The following is an 18,141-nucleotide window of genomic DNA, read 5'->3' on the forward strand; positions in this document are numbered from 1 at the left end:
CGCACAGCCGAACAAGTTGAGTGCGAACTCCTGACCCCTTGCAGACCCTCAAGCCTGCTGGCCGAGACGTCCGCTTGGTAGGAAGAAGCGGATCTTTGAGCTGCGGTCACGACCTCAGCAGGTTGAAGCACATTAGCGACCGCGCATCTGCCTATGCCGACGGCCCACGTCCCGCCTTTGGCGTCAAGGCTCAGCGTCATTGGGCCTTGCGTAACCCCCCGCCAGACATCAGGCGGTTCATCTGTGCGGGTCGCATGCACTGAACGGCATGGTGACCACCGCTCCACGTGCGTAGGGCCCTGACAGCCCAATCGTCTTGACCGACCACACTGATTGGGAGACGGCCTCCGGAGCGGGCCGGGGCGACGCCGGCCACCGTCGCGACGCCGCGGGACGCACGTGCCGATGCCAAAGGCCCTCGTCCGCTCTAGCTCACCTACGGGGCACACGTCCCACGGGGCGCCGAACCGATGCCAGACCACCCGTTGCTGAGGAAGCTCGCCGCCCTGTCGCCGTTGTCGGACGAGGACCGACGCCTCCTGGCGCAGGTCGCCGCCCACCCCGTCGCGATCCCCGGTAGGACGGACCTCATCCGCGAGGGCGACACGCCCCGGGGCGCGTTCCTCGTCCTCGACGGCATGGCCTGCCGCTACAAGATCCTGCCCGACGGGGCCCGGCAGGTGCTCGCCTTCCTCGTCCCGGGCGACTTCAGCGATCTCGACGTCGCCCTGCTCGGCGCGATGGACCACGCCATCGGCACCCTGTCTTCCTGTCGCGTGGCGCACATCCCGGCCCGAACCGTGGCGGACCTCTTCGACAACCACCCTGCCATCGCCCGTGCGCTCCGCCTGGCCGCGCTGGTGGAGGCCGCCACGGTGCGGCAATGGCTGGCGAACATCGGTCGGCGCCCCTGCGAGCGGCGCCTCGCCCACATACTGTGCGAGTTGCTGGTGCGGCTCCGGTCCGTGGGGCTGGTCTCCGACGCCGGGTTCGACCTCCCCCTCACACAGGTCGACCTCGCCGACGCGACCGGTATGACGTCCGTCCACGTCAACAGGTCCCTGCGGTCGCTGCGGAGGCGCGGGCTGATCGAGATCCGGGGTCGCCGCGTCGTCATCCCGGACCTAGTCGCCCTAAAGGCGGCGGCCGGTTTCGACCCGGGATACCTGCGCCATGCGGCGGCCGATCCCCGACCGGACCCCGGGCCGTGCCTCCGCAGCGCCCCCCCGGGAGACATCGTATTCCGGGAGGCGGCACTGCCCGAGGCAGGGGCCTAGCCGTCCGGCGTCAGCGCTCGCCTCCCCCGAGCACCAGCCGCAGGGAGCGGGCGAGTTCGTCGCGGCGGTACGGTTTATTGAGCACCGGGAGCTCGCCGTGCCCGATCATCTGCCCCTCGTCGAGGTTGGCGACGTAGCCCGAGGTCAGCAGGACCTTGATGCCCGGCCGGAGCCGCTGCGCCTCGACCGCGAGCTGCGACCCGTTCATGCCGCCCGGCATGACCACGTCGGAAAACAGGATGTCGATGCGCTCCACCCCCGTGAGGTGCCCCAGCGCCTCGGCGGCGTTGCGGGCGACGACTACCCGGTAGCGCAGTTCCTCTAGGCTCTCGGTCGCCATGGCGAGCACCTGCTCGTCGTCCTCGACCAGCAGAACCGTCTCGCCCTCGCCGGCGCGGCGCAGCGGGATGGATGCGGCCGGACCCGTGCCGACCTCTTCGCCGGCGGGGTCGGTCGAGCGCGGGAAGAACAGGTTCACCGTCGTGCCCTGGCCGACCTCGGAATCGATCCTCGCGAAGCCGCCGGCGCTGCGCGTGAAGCCGTAGACCTGGCTCAACCCGAGCCCCGTGCCCTTGCCCACCTCCTTGGTGGTGAAGAACGGCTCGAACACGCGCTGGAGCTTGTCCGCTGGGATGCCTGAGCCGGTGTCGGACACGGAAACCACCACGTAGGGCCCCGGCGCCACGCCCCAGTCGGCGACCGCACCCGTGCCGAGATGGACGTTGCGGCTCGTCACCGCGATATGAGCGTGGCCGTCCCGCCCCTCCATCGCGTCGCGCGCATTCACGACCAGGTTCAGCACCGCCGCCTCGAACTGGGCCGGGTCGATGCGGATCGGGTCAAGCGCCGGGTCGAGGTCGAAAGCGAGCTCGACGGCGCCCCCCGCTGCGCGCTCGGCCAGCGGCTTGAAGGCCAGCAGCAGGCGGTTCGGATTGAGCGTCTGCGGCCGCAGCATCTGCCGGCGCGAGAAGGCCAGGAGCTGCTGGGTCAATTGCTCGCCGCGCCGGGCCGCGCCCATGGCCGCCTCGGCTAGGCGCTTGACGCGATCGACCTGCTCGGGCCGCCGCAGCATCATGTCGAGGCCGCCCACGATAACGGTGAGCAGGTTATTGAAATCATGCGCCACGCCGCCGGTCAGCTGGCCGATGGCCTCCATCTTCTGGGCCTGCCGCAGCGCCTCCTCGGTGAGCCGCTGGTCGGTACGGTCCATCAGGATGCCGGCGATGCGCGCGGCGGCGCCGTCCTCGTGCTTGATCTGCCCCCTGAGCGCGATCCAACGCACCTGTCCGTCGGCACGCCGAATGCGGCATTCCAAGTCGAGCGCGCCGGTGTCCACGGTCGTCGCGAACGCCCGTTCGGCAGCTGCGCGGTCCTCCTCGACAATGTGGGCGAGGAGCGTCTCCCGGTCCCAACGGGGGCCTTTCCCTTCGTGGCCGAAGATCGCGTCGAAGCGGGACGAGCGGCGCGAGGCGCCGGTGCGGTAATCGAGGTCCCACGACGCCATGCCGGCGGCGTCGAGCGCAAAGGCCAGGGTCTCGTGCGCGGCCTCGACCTCGCGGGTGCGCTCGGCCACCCGCCGCTCCAGGTCCTCGTTGGCGAGGCGGAGATCCTCCTGCGCCCGCTCTCGCTCCAGCAGGTGCCCGCGGGCCTGGTACTGGCGCCTCCGCGCCCTCAGTGCCGAGGCCGCCGCACTGGCGAGCGTCTCGGCGTTCACCGGCCGCTCCAGCAGGACGACGTTGCCGAGCCGGGCGAGCAGGCGCGCGGCGCGCTCGGACCGGCGCCCGGCCTGGCGGGTGGCCAGCACGATGAACGGAAAGTCGGACCATGGCGGCTGGGTATCGAGCCAGGCGAACAGGTCGGCGAGGTCGCCCTCCAGCGCCTCCTCGGTGACGAGCGCCGCGCCAGCCCCGGCCGCAAGGCCATCCAGCAGGCAGGTCAGGTCCGGGCACGCCTCGGCGCACGCGCCGGCCTGGACGAGCACCTGCCCGGTCACCGCGGCGTCGCGCCCGCGCGGCGCCAGGACCAGGATGCGTTCCTCGTGGGCCGCGGGCGACGCCGTCACCGGACCTCGCCCTGGCCCGCGAGCATCGCGACCTTGCCGCGATAGGCCGGCAGGCCGGACAGGACACCCTCGAAGTCGCCAAGCGCCTCGCCGACCCGGAGCCCGCCCGGCCCGAACTTCAGTTCGCGGATGCTGCGCTCGTGCGCGTTGACCCTGCTCTTCACGACCGAAAGCGCGGCGCGCACCTCGCCCTTTGCCTCAAAGAACCGGAACAGCAGGATGCAGTCGCTAAGATAACTCAGGTCGACGTCGGTGCGGACCTCGCCGACGACCCCGTGCTGGCCGAGAACCAGGAGCGTGGTGACGCCCTGCTGGTTCAGGTAGCTCAGCAACTCGTGCATCTGCAGGATCAAGAACTCCTCGCCCGGCATCGCATGCAGGTAGGCATTCAGGCTGTCGATGCTCACGAAGGTTGCGCCGCGTTCCTCGACCGCCTCCCGGACCATCGTAGCGAACTCGCCCGGCGAGACCTCCGCAGGGTCGAGTTGCGTGATGACGAGGCGCCCGGCCTCGATGTGCGGGGCGAGGTCCATGCCGAGCGTGGCCGACCGGGCGAGGAGTGTCCCCAGCCCCTCGTCGAACAGGTAGTAGGTGGCGCTCTCCCCGCGCTCCAGGGCGGCCAACATGCAGCGGATGGCCGTCGTCGTCTTGCCGATGCCAGAAGGCCCGAGAAGGAGCGTGTTGGTCCCCGGCACCAGACCCCCGCCAAGCAGCAGGTCGAGCTCGCCCGAGCCCGTGGACTTGCCCTTAGGGTCGAAGCTCGCGTGGTGCTCGGCGGCGATCAGGCGTGGGAAGACTCGGATGCCGCCGGTCTCCAACAGTAAGTCGTGGAAGCCGCCGCGGAACTTGATGCCGCGCATCTTGACGATGCGTAGGCGACGCCGCTCCGAGCCGTACTCGCGGGGCATCTGGTCCAACGACAACACCCCGTGCGCGATGCTGTGCAGTTGCACGTCGCCGGTCTCGGAGGTCTTGTCATCGAGCATCATCACGGTGCAGGCGCGCTTGGCGAAGAACCGCTTGAGCGCCAGGATCTGGCGCCGGTAGCGCAGCGGGTTCTGTGCGAGCAGGCGCAGCTCGGAGAGGCTGTCGAACACGAGCCGGTCGGGCTTCGATTCCTCGACGCGGGCGATGACCTCATGGACGGTCTCGCCGAGCTCGATCTCGGAGGGGTGCAGGATCGACTGCTCGCTATCGGGGTCGAGGCCCATCTCGTCGACGAGCTCGTAGACGTCGATGCCGTCGAGCGTCCAGCCATGGGTCGCCGCCGCTGCCCGGAGCTCGTCGCTGGTCTCGGACAGCGTGACGTAGAGGGTGCGCTCGCCGCGCGCGGTCCCCTCGCGCAAGAACTGCAGGGCCAAGGTCGTCTTGCCGGTCCCGGGGGTACCCTCCAACAGGTAGAGCCGGCTCGGGGTCAGCCCGCCGCAAAGGACGTCATCCAAGCCAGGTACGCCGGTCGAGATCCGGGAATCCCCGCCGGGCGGTGGGCTTTTCGCATGTTCCGTCATCGTCACGGTCGAGGCTCCGTAGCGTGGGGCTCGCCACGACATGCGCACAAGTTAGCGCCGCGCCAAACCCTTGTCAGCGCTCGCGACAACGCATGGTGGGGATTCGTTGGCGGGCGAACCCGACACCAACGAGAAGGCTCGACGGCCGGTCATCGCCGAGCGGGCCGGCAAGTCCGAACAAGCCTCAGCCTTCCGGACCGCCACCGATGAGGAGACGAAGGGCGCCGAGGAGACCACGGCCCTGATCGAGCCGGTCAGCAGGACTTACCTCGACCTCACGCTGAGCGGTTCGAGGGCCGATAGCTGACGGACCGGAGCCATGAATGATCCCGCCTCGGTTGCCCTCACCGTCGAGGCATGCGGCGAGAGCGACGGCCAGTCCTGCCGTCACCTGACCGACACGAAAGGCGTGTCCGTGAGGGTGTCGGCCGGGTCGCACGGAACCGCGGAGGACGCGGGCGCCGCCGGGTAGGCGGCCCTGCGAGCGTTCGGGTCGGTCGCCTTAGGTCCGATCAGCAAGAGCAGACTTGCGACCGCGGGCCGCACCAAAGGTTCAAGGCGTTGCCTTTGGATCCTTATTTTGGTTGCGCGCCCTTAAATCGATCTACACGGACGTGGCTCACCATGGGGATTCAAAGGTCCCCAGGGTCGCCCCATGCTTACCGTCGTCGGTTGTCTCGTCGAGGCTCATGATTTCCGGCTTGTCGCCTTGGCGGCTGGCATCTGCGCCCTCTCGGCCTTGACGACGATCTGCCTCGTCAGCCACGCCCGCAGGGCTGCCGGCTGGCCGCAAGCCGGGTGGCTCGCCGTGGCGGCGACGGCCGGCGGCTCTGGCATCTGGGCGACCCATTTCATCGCCATGCTCGCTTTCGTGCCGGGCGTGCCGAGCGGCTACGACGTCGCGCTCACCGGCCTCTCGCTCGTCATTGCCGTCCTGCTGGCCGGCTCCGGCCTCTCGCTGGCCGTCATCGTCGGCGGCCGCGCATCGGCCTGGGCAGGCGGCGCCATCCTCGGGTTCGGCATCGCGGCGATGCACTACACCGGCATGGCCGCCTACGACGTCGCCGGCCACAAGGCGTGGGATCCCGCGACCGTCGGCGTCTCGCTCGCGCTGGGCGGCATCCTCGGCGGCGCCGCCCTAGCGGCCCAGCTCGGCGCCCGCGGCCTCGTTCGCCAGGTGCCGGCGGCGCTCCTGCTGCTGCTTGCCATTTGCAGCCACCACTTCACCGCCATGGGCGCCGTCACCGTTACGCCCGACCCGACACGCGCCGTCTCGGAGGCCGCGATCCCGAACGCCTGGCTCGCGGTGGCCGTGGCCCTTGCGAGCTTCGCCATCCTGCTGCTGGCCGGGGCCGCACTCGCGCTCGATGTGCGCGACCGCCGTCACGCCAAGGTGGAGGCCGACCGCCTGCACAGCCTCGCCAACGCCGCGGTCGAGGGTCTCGTGGTCTGCACCGGCGACGCGATCGTCAGCGCCAACCGCAGCTTCGCCAAGCTGATCGGTCTGCCGTCCGGTGCGCTCGCGGGCACGGCCCTGTCGGCGTACCTGCCGGGCAACGCCGCCCGGCTCGCGCTCGCCGGCCAGCCCGAGCGCCCGGTCGAGGCCGAGCTGCGCCGGGCCGACGGGACGCTCGTGCCGGTCGAGATCATCATGCAGCCGGTCGATCACGCCGGTCGGCCGCACTACGCCGTCGCCGTGCGCGACCTGCGGGCGCGGCGCCAGGCCGAGCGCCAGATCCAGTTCCTCGCCCACCACGACGCCCTCACCGGACTGGCCAACCGGGCCAGCTTCGGCAAGCGGCTCGAACAGGAGATGCGCGCCGTCGACGCTGGCGGGCGCAAGCTCGCGGTGCTCTGCCTCGACCTCGACCGCTTCAAGGAGGTCAACGACTTGTTCGGCCACGCGGCCGGAGACGCCATGCTGGAAAACGTCGCCCGGATCGTCTCGGCCGAGCTCGACGACACCCAGATGATGGCCCGGCTCGGCGGCGACGAGTTCGCCGTGCTGATGCCCTGCGGCGGCCCGTCGGAGGCCGGCCGGCTCGCCGAGCGCATCCTTGAGGCGCTGCGCTCCGGCCGGGCGGATGCGGGCGGCCCGCAGATCGCCACCAGCATCGGCGTCGTCCTCTACCCGGACGACGCGCAGGAGCGCGCGGCCCTCCTGAGCTACGCCGACACGGCCCTCTACCGCGCCAAGTCGGAAGGCCGGGGCACCTACCGTTTCTTCGAGGCGAGGATGGGCGTCGAGGTCCGCGAGCGCCGTCTCCTCGAACACGACCTGCGCCACGCCGTGGCCCGCGGCGAGATGCAGCTCGTCTACCAGCCGCAGACGAACGTCGGCTCGGGCGCCGTCATCGGCTTCGAGGCGCTGCTGCGCTGGAAGCACCCGGAGCACGGCTACGTCTCGCCCGCCCTCTTCATCCCCATCGCCGAGGAGAGCGACGCCATCCTGCAGATCGGGGAGTGGGTGCTGCGCGAGGCCTGCCGGGAGGCAGCGACCTGGTCGAACCCGCTGTCCATCGCCGTCAACGTCTCGGCGGTGCAGATCCACAGCCCGCACTTCGTCGGGCTGGTGCACGAGGTGCTGCTCAAGACCGGGCTGGCGCCCGGCCGCCTTGAGGTCGAGGTGACCGAGACGGCCCTGATCAGCGACCCGAACCGAGCGCTGCTGACCTTGAGGCAGTTGAAGTCGCTGGGGCTGCGCATCGCCATGGACGACTTCGGCACTGGCTACTCGTCGCTCTCGAACCTGCGCTCGTTCCCGTTCGACAAGATCAAGATCGACGGCTCGTTCGTGCGCTCCGTCGACAGCAATGAGCAGACCGCGGCCATCGTGCGCTCGGTGCTTGGCCTGGGGCGCGGCCTCGGCCTGCCGGTGCTGGCGGAAGGCGTCGAGACCGACGCCGAGCTCGGCTTCCTCGCCGCCGAACAGTGCCACGCCGCCCAGGGCTACCTGATGGGCCGGCCGTCGCCCATCGGACAGTTCGCCCAGTACACGCATGGCACGGATCCCGTCATCGCCGACGACCGGAAACGCGCCTGAGCCTGTCGGCGGGGGCGAGCGTCGATCTCGCCCGCATAAGGGTGTCGGGTCGGCTTGGACGGGGGGCGGGCATGAAGGGGCGCATGACACGAGACACGTCCACGACACTCCCGCCGCTCCGGGTCGCCGCTTTGGCATGCGCCCTGGTCGCCGGCTGCGGCGTCGCCCCAGTCGCCCTCGCCCTCGCGCCACGCCCCGGCGAGCCCGTCGCGGTCCTCACCCTCTTCCCCGACGCCCCAATCCCCAAGGCCGTCGCCGCCTCGGGCGCCTCCATCCTGTGGCTCTCCACCGGCGGGCACGTTGCGGTGCTCGACGCCTCCGGGCGCGACGCCGCCGCCGACCTGCGCCGGGCCGGCGCCTTCCTCGTCCTCGCCGCCGGGCCCCTGGGCGCCTGCCTCCCGGGCTACCGGCCTCCCCCAATCCTCACCGGATCATCCCCGTCATGACCGACAGCAGCAGCCTCGACCGCCTTCGCCTCGCCTTCCTGCCGGTGATGCTCAGCGCGCTCGGCGTGCTCGCCGTCATCGTCACGGCATTCGCCTGGTGGCGAGACGTCATGCCCGTGCCCGTGACGGTCCTCGCGGTCCTCCTGCCCGGCGCGACCCTCGCCGCCGCCCGCCGGCACGGGGCGGCGGCCATCACGCGCCACCTCTCCTCGGCCGCCATGATGATGCTGGTCGGCCTGCTGGTGCTGGCCGCCTCGGGCACGCACCTGCAGATCGACCTGCACATGGTCTTCTTCGCCGCCCTCGCGGTCGCCGCCGGCTGGTGCTGCTGGTCATCCATCCTCGTGGCGGCCGGCGTCGTGGCCTTCCACCACCTCGCGTTGAACGTACTCTACCCGGCCGCGGTCTTCCCGAACGGGGCCGAGTACCTGCGTGTCGTGCTGCATGCCGTCGTCCTCGTCACCGAGGCCGCCGCCCTGGTGCTGGCTGCCCGCCAGCTCGCCAAGGCGCTGGCCTCCGCGGAGGCGGCCACCCGGCAGGCCGCCGACAGCGTGCTGGCGCAGCGCCGCGCCGAGGCGGCGGCCGGCCAGGACCGTAACCTGGAGGCCCACCGCCAGCGCCGCCTCGGCGAGGTCGTAGCCGATTTCCGCGACGCCCTCGTCGAGATCGAGCGCACGGTCGAACGCGAGACCGGCGGCATGCGCGAGACCGCGCTCGCCCTCAGCGACGTCGCCGACCATTCGAACCGTCAAGCGGCCGCTTCCGAGGCCACGGCGTCGGCGACGGCGCAGAACGTGCTCTCGGTCTCGGCGGGGGCCGAGGAACTCAGCGCCTCCATCTCCGACATCGCCGGCCAGACGGAGCGGGCGAGCCAGCTCATCGCGCGCATGACCGAGATCGCGCGGAACACGAACGAGGAGGTCGAGCAGCTCGCCGTCGTGGCCGACCGCATCGGCACCGTCATGGGCCTGATCAAGTCGGTGGCCGACCAGACCAACCTCCTGGCGCTCAACGCCACCATCGAGGCTGCGCGCGCCGGCGCCGCCGGCCGCGGCTTTGCGGTGGTGGCATCGGAGGTGAAGGCGCTGTCAGGCCAGACCATGCGGGCGGCCGACGAGATCGTGTCCCAGGTCGAGGCCATCCAGGCCTCTACGCGGCGCACCGTCGGCTCCGTCCACGCGATGGCCTCGGCCACGCAGGAGGTGAACGCCCTGACCACGTCGATTGCCGTGTCGGTCGAACAGCAGCGGGCGGCGACGCAGGAGATCTCCCGCACCGTGGCGCAGGTCGCCCAGGGCAGTTCCGAGGCGCACGCCGGAGCCGTCTCGGTCTCGCAGGCCACCCTGGAGACGCAGCGGCACGCCGACAGCGCCCTGACCGCGTCCGAGTCCCTCAAGGCGGTCGCGGCCGACCTCGCGCGTTCGGTGACCCAGTTCGTGCAGCGGGTCACGACCGACCTGGAGGAGCGCCGCGGCACGGTTCGGGTCGCCGTCGACGAGGCGGCCTTCCTGCACGTGCGGGGGCGGCGGCATTCAGTGCGCCTCGCGGAGGTCTCCTCCCACGGCGCCCGCATCGCGGGCGCCCCGCAACTTGCGCCCGGCGAAGCGGTCGAGTTCGAGACGGCCGATGGGGGGCGCACGCCGGCGGCGGTCGCATGGAGCGAGGGCGGCACGGCGGGGCTCGACATCCGCGCCGGCCTGCGCCACTCGGCCCTCGAAGGGGGCCTCGGCGTGGCGGCCTGACGGGAGCCCGCGCCTGGCGGGCTCGCCGACCGCCACGAGGTCGGCTACCTTCGGCACCGCCGACGTTACGCCACCGCGGAAGCGGCCCGAGGCTCCGCGGCTTTCCGGGTGCCGAGGCTGTCGGGAAGGGTGAGATACTCGAAGCGGCCGCTCGCGCGCCTGCCCGGCCTCAACAACCCCAGGCCGCGCTCCGCGTCGCGTCGGCCCGCGGCCCAGCGGTCGCGGATGGACGAGGGCGAGAAGTCGAAGCTCTTGGCCGCGAGCTCGTCGGCACCGGCCTGATAGATGAGGTGGAGCAGCGTGACCGCCGGTCCCTCGGGATCGAGCCGCTCGCGCAACTCGTACTCGCGCCTGAGGCCCGCAACCGCCCGGCGCGGGGCGCTGGCGAAGATGAGGTCGTTGGCGCGTTCCAGCACCGCGTCGAGGGAGGCGGGACGCGGCGCTCGCAGGGAGAACAGGTCCGAGGCGATGCAGAGGAGGTCTCGCTCGGGCTCGGTCTCGAAGAGCGGGTCAAGGGGCAGGTTGTTGGTGTAGCCCGCGTCGCACAGGACGCGCCCATCCACCTCCACGGGCGGGAAGGCGGGCAGGATCGCCGTGCTGGCCAGGATGTGCTCGGGCCGGACCTCCTGGCGGGCGGTGTCGAAGTAGACCTCCTCGCCAGTCTCGATGTCGACGCAGCCGACCGTCAGGCGGGTGTCGCCCCTGTTCAGCCACTCGAAATCGACGAGGCGCTCCAAGGTCCGGATAAGCGGCCTGTTGTCGAACAGGGCCACGTCGTTCGGCACCCATGGCAGCGCCGACCATGGGCCGAGCAACCGGTGGCCGAAGATGCTCGGGCGTCCCCAGGCGAGCGCTAGGAGGGCGTGCAGCCCGTTGTAGACCTGGCGCGGCTTGAGCAGCCCGGTTGGGCTCGGGCCCGTGGCCTGGGTCGCCTCGTCCCAGAACATCCGGAGCTTGGCGACCCTGCCCTCGGGGGCGTTGCCCGCGATGATGGCGGCCGTCACCGCGCCGATGGATGCGCCCACGACCCAATCGGGCCTGAGCCCATGTTCGTGCAGCGCCTCGTAGGTCCCGGCATGGTAGGCGCCGACGGCGTTGCCGCCGGCAAAGACCAGGGCGAGGTCGCGTGTGTCGTCCACCATCGTGCCTTTGTGCGTTGAGGCCGTTCGCGGCCGGGACCTGGCCGGCGTCAGCCGTGCGGCTTGAACACCACTTTGGTGCAGTTGTCGGTCTTGTCGCGGAACGCTTCGTAGAGTGCCGGCCCTTCCTCCAGGTTCGTGGAGCGATGGCTGACGATGAAGGAGGGGTCGATCTCGCCCTTCTGGATGCGCTCCAGCAGCGGCTTCATATACCGCACCATGTGGGTCTGACCCGTCTTCAGAGTCAGGCCCTTGTTCATGAGCACGCCGAGGGCGACGGGGCCCACCGGACCAGCAAAGACACCGGGCATCGAGACGTTGCCGCCGGGCCTGCAGGCGAGGATGGCCTGGTTGAGCGCGAAAGGCCGCTCCAGGCTGACGGTGTGCTCCATGATGGCGGAGGAGACCTTCTGGAGCGTGGTGTCGGCCCCGTGGGACTCCATGCCGACCGCCTCGATGACCGAATCGGGCCCGAGGCCGTGGGTCATCTCCATGAGCGTGTCCTGCACGTTCTGGCTCGACAGGTCTATGGTTTCTGCGCCCGCCTCGCGGGCGAGGGCCAGGCGCTCCGGCACGCTGTCGATGGCGATGACGCGCTTGGCACCCAGCAGGTAGCAGCACTTCACCGCCAGCACGCCGACCGGGCCGCAGCCCCAGATGGCGACGGTGTCCTCCGGGCCGATGTCGCAGTGCTCGGCGGCCTGGTAGGCCGTGGGGAAAATGTCGGAGAGGAACAGCACCTGCTCGTCAGTGAGGCCCTCGGGGACGACGATCGGCCCGACGTCGGCGTAGGGCACCCGCAGGTACTCGGCCTGGCCGCCGGCGAAGCCGCCGGTGATGTGGGAGAAGCCGAACAGGCCGGCAAGCGGGTAGCCGTAGGTCTCGGCCTGCAGCTTGCCGTTCGGGTTGGTGCGCTCGCAGCAGCTCCAGTTGCCCCACTTGCACTGGCGGCACTCGCCGCAGCAGATGGTGAAGGGCACCACGATGCGGTCGCCGACCTTGAGCTTGTGGTTGTCCTTGCCGACCTCGATGACCTCGCCCATGGTTTCGTGACCGAGGATGTCGCCGCACTTCATCGTCGGCATGAACCCGCCCATCAGGTGCAGGTCGGAGCCGCAGATCGCGCAGGCGGTCACCTTGATGATGACGTCTCGCCCATGCTCGATCTTCGGGTCCGGCACCGTCTCGCAGGTGATCTTGCCCCGGCTCTGCCACGTGAGTGCTTTCATGGTCGGTCGTCTCCGATCGTCGCGTATCGGATGGGTAAGAAGGTCGGGCGCGGCTCGGTTCCGGCGCGGCGAGGCGCCCAAGATCAGCGATGGCGCGGCCTGGATCGCGTGCCGAGGATCACGGCGGCCGTCGCGGCCAAGCCTGCTGCGAGCACGCCGGCCGTCGCGAGCGGATGCAGGGTCGCCCGGGTGTAGGCGCTGGTGCGCATGACGTAGACCGGCGGGTCCCCGCGTACCTCGCCGGCATGCCGCGGGGCGTGCAGGGCGCCCTGCGGATCCCGTGGAGGCTCAGACCGCTTCTGCAGCGCTATGATGGCCGGCGCGAGCTCGTCGTAGGCGCCCGGCGCGAACTCCTTGCCCATCACGAACAGCTTGCCGCCGCCGCCCACGACGATGTCGCGCTGCGGGTGCACGGCGGCGTGCAGGATGGCGTTGGCCACCTCCTCGGGCGGGTAGATCGGCGGCGGCAGCGTCGGCTCGCGGTCCATGTAGTTGCGGGCACGCTGCGGCAGGGGCGTGTCGATGGAGGCGGGCTTCACCAGGGTGACCGAGACCGGCGCGCCCTCCGCGATCAGCTCCATGCGCAGGGTGTCGGTGAAGCCCTTCACCGCGTGCTTGCTCGTGGCGTAGAGGCCCTGAAAGGGGAAGGCGAGGTCGGAGGCGATGCTGCCGACGTTGACGATCGCTCCGCCGCGCCGGCGCAGGTGCTCCGCGGCGACGAGCGAACCGTTCACCGTGCCCCAGAGGTTGGTCCGGATCAGGCGCTCGTGGTCCTCGTGGGCGATCTCGCGCAAGGGACCGTAGACGGTCAGGCCGGCGACGTTGACCCAGGTGTCGAAGCCGCCGAACGTTGCCACGGCCTTGTCGGCGATGGCGAGGACGTCCTCGTGCCGGCCCACGTCGGCCACGACGTAGGCGGCCTTCGGGCCGAGCTCGGCGGCGATGCGGGCGAGCACCTCCGCGCTGCGGGCGGCGAGCACCACCCGGGCGCCGCGCTCCGCGGCCATGCGGGCGGTCGCCAAGCCGATGCCGCTCGACGCGCCGGTGATCACGACGACCTGCTCGCGCAGCGGCTTATGTGCCATGCCCGGTTCGCTCCTTGCCGGCCCCGGGAGGGACCCGGCGAGGCTACGCGCCAGACGCCGAAGCGTTGCGAACGGCGTCGCGTCCGCGCGGGTCGTCACCGTCGCACCCGCTCCGGCTCCCCCGCTCGATCCGGTAGTGGATCGGCTTGAAGCTGCCGTTGTTCGACTGCGGCGCAGAGCACGCGGTCAGGCCGACCACCAGGTCCGCCTCCGCCTCGAAGGTGATGCGGTCGCCGGCCCGGCTGAGAGGGGGCTCCACCGCCAACGCGCCCGTCGCCGCGTCCACCGGCACGTTCATGAAGCAGTTGAACGCCACCGGGATGCGGTCCGGGGCGATGCCGTAAGGAGCCAGCGCCGCCGCGAGGTTGCCGAAGCAGCCGTGGTGCGGGTCAGCGTCGCGGTAGATGATGCGGAAGGTGTCGGCCGAGCAGGGCGTCAGCAGGAAATCGTGGCGCCCGACCGTGTCCTCGACGATGCGCAGCAGCACGTTCGAGCGATTGGAGTAGAGCGGGTCGCCGGTCGTCAGGTAGATGCGGCTCGCGTAGTCCAGCGTTCGGCCCGACGAGATCACCTCGTCGAGGTCGTGGCGGTTGAAGGCCAGGAGGTCCGCCACCTGCTCGCCGCGCGGGTCGATGACGATAAGCCTGTCGCACTTGTCGAGCGTGAAGGCGACGCCCGAGCGCGGCGCGATCTCGCGTGTGGCGTCAGCGCACATCGGCTCCCCCGGTGTTCATGCCGCGTGGCCGGAACGGGCAACGCCACTCCTCGCCGACGACCCGGCCGCTGTATTGCCGCGCCTCGGACGCCTCGCCGTGCCGGGCCAGCATCGGGTTCACGGAGCCGGCGAGCGCCTCGTCCCGCTGTAGGATGGAGGAGCGCAGCTTCTCGTAGCGGCCGGCCGCGCGGAGCTGCTCGAACTGGGCATGCAGGTTGAACACCAGGGCGGGCGAGGAGAACCGGCGTGCCGGGCGGCTGGCATGCGGGTGCAGCCCGACGACGAAGAACGCCTCGCCGGCGAAGCTCAGGGAGAAGTGCGGGCTGTCCGGCTCCTGCGCGACGCGACCATCCCAGGGATGGCCGAGCCAGGCATCCTTGTCGGCGAGCGACTGCACCCGGTCCCAGAGGTGCCGCTCGAAGCCGGCCTCGGCGAGGTCGCCCGCCCCTTCGAAGAGGACCGCGAAGCTCTGGAAGAGGTCGGGCCGCCTATGGTAACGCGCCGCGAACGCCATCAGCGCCGGGTAGATGCGCATGTCGTCCCAGGCCGAGGTGATGTCGCGGGCGACGAGCACGCGCATCTGGCCCTTGCTCAGGGCCGACTTGGCGCCGACGCAGGGGAAGGCCGCGTCCCGGATGAAGGCGCGGAAGGCTTCGGACCGGGGGTGGTAGGTGTCGTCACGGGGCAGTTGCATCGGAACTCGGAACGCACGTCTCACGAAGGTCCGCGAAACCGGCACGCGGTTCCGCAGCGTCTGGCAACGGCCTCGCTTGAACCGCGTTCCGCGCGGCCTCCGATGTGTCCTACCTATCCACAGTCAGCAGTCCCTCCCGGTCGGGGGTCAGCGCCTCGATGAAGTTGCGCATCCAGACGGTCGACGACCGCGCAGACGTCGATGCCGTCAAGGGTTCAGCCATGGGTCGCGGCCGCCCGGAATCCCTCCGTGGTCTCGGACAGGGTGACGTAAAGGGTAAGCTCGCCACCGGCCGCCCCCTCGCGCAAGAATTGGAGTGCCATCGTGGTCTTGCCGGTGCCGGGCGTGCCAACCTGCAGGTAGAGCCGGCTCGGGGTCAGGCTGCCGCATAGGACCGCGTCGAGGCCGGGTACGCCGGTCGAGATCCGGGATACCCCGCCGGTCGGAAGGGGCGTCGCAGGGTTCGTCATCGGCTCGATCCAGGCCCCGTGGCGTGGGACAGATCCCGGCAGGCGGGCACGGTAACGTCAAGCTAAACCCTTGTCAGCGCATGGGACGACGCAGGGGGAGATCCACGCCCCACGCCCGCAACTCGAAGGGACACCGCGCTCCAACCTGGATATCTCGGCCCGACCGCTATCTCCCCAGGCGCGCAAACCCGCGCCGGGAGACGCCGGCGTCTGGTCGAACGACGAGGTGGCGCTGCCGGGCGATCCGCCGGGCAACCTGGAAGTCGTCGACGGGCTCCCCGAAGGCGGCAAGATCCCCGAGCTCGACGGCAATTACGGCGCCTTCGCGCCGAACTACGCGCCTGAGGAGATCTTCGAGATCGCGAGCAAGCTCTACAAGAAGAGCCGCTGACCAGGGTCCCGGGCGGCGTCCTCGCGGATGTCGCCCGGGCTTGGCGAGGCGTGCCCCCTGATGCAGGGCTGGAGTCGAGGGAGGGCTCACCAGTAAAGCTGCATCCGCCCGATGAAGGTGTCCACCGAGAAGGGCGCGCTGCCGAGGGCGTCGGACTGGGCTGCACCCGGGCGCACCCGTCCGTGGATGTAGTCGGCAACGAACCGGAGGTTCGGCTCCGGGTACCAGTTCAGGCCGAGGGTCACGTCCCGCTCGGTGCCCCCGCGCAGGCGACGGTCGTCGAGGTCTATGGCGCTGAGGCGGGCAGCGATCTCGAAGACGCCGACGCCGCCGCGAGTGACGCGCCGGTCGTCGCGTACCTTGACGCTCTTGAACGTCGCGTAGGTCGTCCCGCCCTGGGGCGTCAGCGCGTAGGCTCGACCCTCCCCGTTCAGGACGATCGATCCTTCAACATAGCCGCCCTGGAAGCTGAAGCCCGGCAAGCCACCGAACCGCTCGACATCGGCCCGTATGTACTCGGCCTGCACCAGGAACGGCCCGTTGCGGTAGGCGAGCTCGGCTCCCAGGCGCGACACGCTCGCCACGCCCGGAAGGTCCCCGGTATCGACGAAGGGACGTCCGAACAGGAACGCTTCCGCCTGGCTGGAGAAGCTGAAGTCGGCGTCGCCTCGGGAGCGGCTGCGGTAGATCCCGGCGACGCCGAGATGCAGGGTCTCGCGCTCTTCCATGACCGGCGCCCATGTCGCCCGGCCGGCCGCGGCGACGCCATCGCCGGCCACGCCGTTGCTCGCCGCGTTCCCGAACACGCCGGCGACCGCCGTCCAGGCCTGACCGTGATGCCCGACCGCGAAGCCGAAGCGGCGTTCGGGCACGAGGGCGTTGGCGAGCGAGCGCTCGGTGAACAGCGTGTCGTTGTTGCTCTGCAGCCATTCGAGGCTGAACGGCACCTTCATGTTGCCGAGCGTGAGGATGGTGTCCGGAAGGCCTTTCCACGCGACGAAGGCGTCGTTGATGGGCAACATCGCGTCGTTGAAGTCGTACTGGAAGGCGATCACCCAGTCCTTGCCGATGGTCAGCGTCGGCTCGATCCAGGCGCGGCGCACGGCAACGTTGTCTGGGAAAGCGCCCGGCAGGCCGGGAAGGCTCAGTCCCGCGGCGCCGGCGTCGACGTGAAGCCGCCCGCCGATCTGGAGCTTCGCCTCCTCGGGGAAGGTCAGCGTCAGGCCCTTCTCGTCGTAGCGCGGGCGCTCGCCGTAGGGGCCGACCACGCCCTCGACCGCATCGTCGCCGTCCCGCGCACCTGCCGGCGAAGCAACCAGCATGACCACGGAGAGTAGGCCAGCGAAGCGGGCAGGCGTCCGGCGGTTCATCCGTGCAGTTGAGATCCTGCAGGGGAACATGCCAAGCCGGACACCACCGGACATTCAAGATACATTCCGCCTGTGCCGGCTGAGTTACACGGTCGGGCCCTGAACTCGTCCAACGTCGCTCAGAGACGGGACGCGCGCAGCATTCTTGGAGGCTCGTCCCCGATCCCACAGTCTCCTCACCGTCATGAGGGGCGCGAGGCGCTGGTGCGTCCCCGATGGGGCTGCGAAGCTTCGGCCGTCCCGGAAGTCGCACGGCGCCGTGCAATACTCTCTAGGCAGGAAAAAAATTTCTGGCGCGGCCGGAACCAGCGTGCACCCGTGGCGTTACGCGCGTGCGAGGCCCGAAAGGGCTCGCGCTATGGGCGCCGGCCACCCGGTGTCCGGCGTCCCTTGTAGTCACGTTGCTCATCGGAGGATGTGGTTATGAGGACCTACGACGTTGCGCCCTTATTCCGTTCCTCGGTCGGCTTCGACCGGGTCTTCGATCTTCTCACGCAGGCCGAACGCGCTGAAGCATCTGCTGCCTGGCCGCCCTACAACATCGAGAAGGTGGCCGAGGACGAGTATCGCATCACCATGGCGGTCGCCGGCTTCACGCCCGACGAGATCGAACTCACCCAGCATGACACCACGCTCCTCGTCTCGGGCCAGAGGAAGGCCCAGGAGGGCGAGCGGCAGTACCTGCACCGCGGCATCGCAGCCCGCACCTTCCGCCAGACCTTCAACCTGGCCGAGCACGTGAAGGTGACGGGTGCTTCGCTGGAGAACGGTCTGCTCACCGTGGATCTGAAGCGAGAGGTGCCTGAGGCACTCAAGCCCCGTCGGATCGCCATCGGCGGCACGCAGGCCGCCGTCGGGCAGGACAACGCGCCGGCCCAGATCGAGGGCGAGGCCAAGGCCGCCTGAACGGGCCCCTTCGAACAACGACACGAACTCGCGGGCCGGCTGGCCCGCGAGGGCGAGTGCGCGC

The 18,141-nt window shown here is 70.4% G+C and carries 14 protein-coding genes and 2 pseudogenes; 7 read left to right on the top strand and 9 right to left on the bottom strand.

Features of this window, described 5'->3' with window-relative positions:
• Positions 1 to 470: 470 nt before the first annotated feature.
• Positions 471 to 1,277 (top strand): Crp/Fnr family transcriptional regulator, encoded by an 807-nt coding sequence (locus A3862_RS15930; protein ID WP_111473751.1) that lies wholly within the window; start codon positions 471 to 473, stop codon positions 1,275 to 1,277.
• A 10-nt stretch (positions 1,278 to 1,287) separates the two neighbouring features.
• Here A3862_RS15930 and A3862_RS15935 read toward each other — a convergent pair whose 3' ends face one another.
• Both A3862_RS15935 and A3862_RS15940 read right to left on the bottom strand, forming a co-directional pair.
• Complete coding sequence (locus A3862_RS15935; protein WP_111473752.1) at positions 1,288 to 3,339, bottom strand: ATP-binding protein; 2,052 nt, start codon at positions 3,337 to 3,339, stop codon at positions 1,288 to 1,290.
• Entirely contained in the window at positions 3,336 to 4,847 is a 1,512-nt protein-coding gene (locus tag A3862_RS15940; RefSeq protein WP_111474358.1) for an ATPase domain-containing protein, read from the bottom strand. The genes A3862_RS15935 and A3862_RS15940 overlap by 4 nt, the downstream gene beginning before the upstream one ends.
• A 106-nt stretch (positions 4,848 to 4,953) precedes the next feature.
• On the opposite strand from A3862_RS15940, the gene A3862_RS15945 reads away from it, so the two are divergent.
• The 4 genes from A3862_RS15945 to A3862_RS15960 all read left to right on the top strand — a co-directional run bounded on the left by A3862_RS15945 (position 4,954) and on the right by A3862_RS15960 (position 10,078).
• Complete coding sequence (locus A3862_RS15945) at positions 4,954 to 5,154, top strand: hypothetical protein (RefSeq protein WP_111473753.1); 201 nt, start codon at positions 4,954 to 4,956, stop codon at positions 5,152 to 5,154.
• Between the two features lie 348 nt (positions 5,155 to 5,502).
• Positions 5,503 to 7,890, top strand: a complete 2,388-nt coding sequence (locus tag A3862_RS15950) for a bifunctional diguanylate cyclase/phosphodiesterase (protein WP_111473754.1) — start codon at positions 5,503 to 5,505, stop codon at positions 7,888 to 7,890.
• A gap of 83 nt (positions 7,891 to 7,973) precedes the next feature.
• On the top strand, positions 7,974 to 8,336 hold the full coding sequence (locus A3862_RS15955) for a hypothetical protein (protein ID WP_236961314.1): 363 nt from the start codon (positions 7,974 to 7,976) through the stop codon (positions 8,334 to 8,336).
• Positions 8,333 to 10,078, top strand: coding sequence for a methyl-accepting chemotaxis protein (locus tag A3862_RS15960; RefSeq protein ID WP_111473756.1), 1,746 nt, complete (start codon positions 8,333 to 8,335; stop codon positions 10,076 to 10,078). The genes A3862_RS15955 and A3862_RS15960 overlap by 4 nt, the downstream gene beginning before the upstream one ends.
• Positions 10,079 to 10,143: 65 nt before the next feature.
• Here the strand turns inward: A3862_RS15960 and A3862_RS15965 are convergent, their stop codons facing one another.
• The 6 genes and pseudogenes from A3862_RS15965 to A3862_RS15990 all read right to left on the bottom strand — a co-directional run.
• Complete coding sequence (locus A3862_RS15965) at positions 10,144 to 11,220, bottom strand: patatin-like phospholipase family protein (protein ID WP_111473757.1); 1,077 nt, start codon at positions 11,218 to 11,220, stop codon at positions 10,144 to 10,146.
• 47 nt (positions 11,221 to 11,267) lie between these two features.
• Positions 11,268 to 12,446 (bottom strand): zinc-dependent alcohol dehydrogenase, encoded by a 1,179-nt coding sequence (locus A3862_RS15970; protein WP_012752553.1) that lies wholly within the window; start codon positions 12,444 to 12,446, stop codon positions 11,268 to 11,270.
• A gap of 83 nt (positions 12,447 to 12,529) precedes the next feature.
• The gene (locus A3862_RS15975) at positions 12,530 to 13,531 is read right to left on the bottom strand and encodes an SDR family oxidoreductase (protein WP_111473758.1); all 1,002 of its coding nucleotides are present in this window, start codon (positions 13,529 to 13,531) and stop codon (positions 12,530 to 12,532) included.
• Positions 13,532 to 13,574: 43 nt separating this feature from the next.
• Positions 13,575 to 14,246: a DUF1989 domain-containing protein gene (locus tag A3862_RS15980; protein ID WP_236961315.1), complete on the bottom strand. Its 672-nt coding sequence runs from the start codon at positions 14,244 to 14,246 to the stop codon at positions 13,575 to 13,577.
• A complete protein-coding gene (gene gntA / locus A3862_RS15985; protein ID WP_111473759.1) occupies positions 14,236 to 14,940 on the bottom strand; it encodes a guanitoxin biosynthesis heme-dependent pre-guanitoxin N-hydroxylase GntA in 705 nt (234 codons plus the stop codon). The genes A3862_RS15980 and gntA overlap by 11 nt, the downstream gene beginning before the upstream one ends.
• Positions 14,941 to 15,083: 143 nt before the next feature.
• A pseudogene (locus tag A3862_RS15990) lies at positions 15,084 to 15,410 on the bottom strand (ATPase domain-containing protein); the annotation flags it as partial.
• Positions 15,411 to 15,612: 202 nt separating this feature from the next.
• On the opposite strand from A3862_RS15990, the pseudogene A3862_RS15995 reads away from it, so the two are divergent.
• Positions 15,613 to 15,801 (top strand): annotated as a pseudogene (locus tag A3862_RS15995) (manganese catalase family protein); the annotation flags it as partial.
• Positions 15,802 to 15,887: 86 nt separating this feature from the next.
• Here the strand turns inward: A3862_RS15995 and A3862_RS16000 are convergent.
• Positions 15,888 to 17,171: an OprO/OprP family phosphate-selective porin gene (locus A3862_RS16000; RefSeq protein WP_111473761.1), complete on the bottom strand. Its 1,284-nt coding sequence runs from the start codon at positions 17,169 to 17,171 to the stop codon at positions 15,888 to 15,890.
• Positions 17,172 to 17,594: 423 nt separating this feature from the next.
• Between A3862_RS16000 and A3862_RS16005 the strand changes: the two genes are divergently transcribed.
• Entirely contained in the window at positions 17,595 to 18,077 is a 483-nt protein-coding gene (locus tag A3862_RS16005) for an Hsp20 family protein (protein ID WP_111473762.1), read from the top strand.
• Positions 18,078 to 18,141: the final 64 nt, after the last annotated feature.

This window comes from Methylobacterium sp. XJLW, assembly GCF_003254375.1.
Taxonomy (GTDB): Bacteria; Pseudomonadota; Alphaproteobacteria; order Rhizobiales; family Beijerinckiaceae; genus Methylobacterium; species Methylobacterium fujisawaense.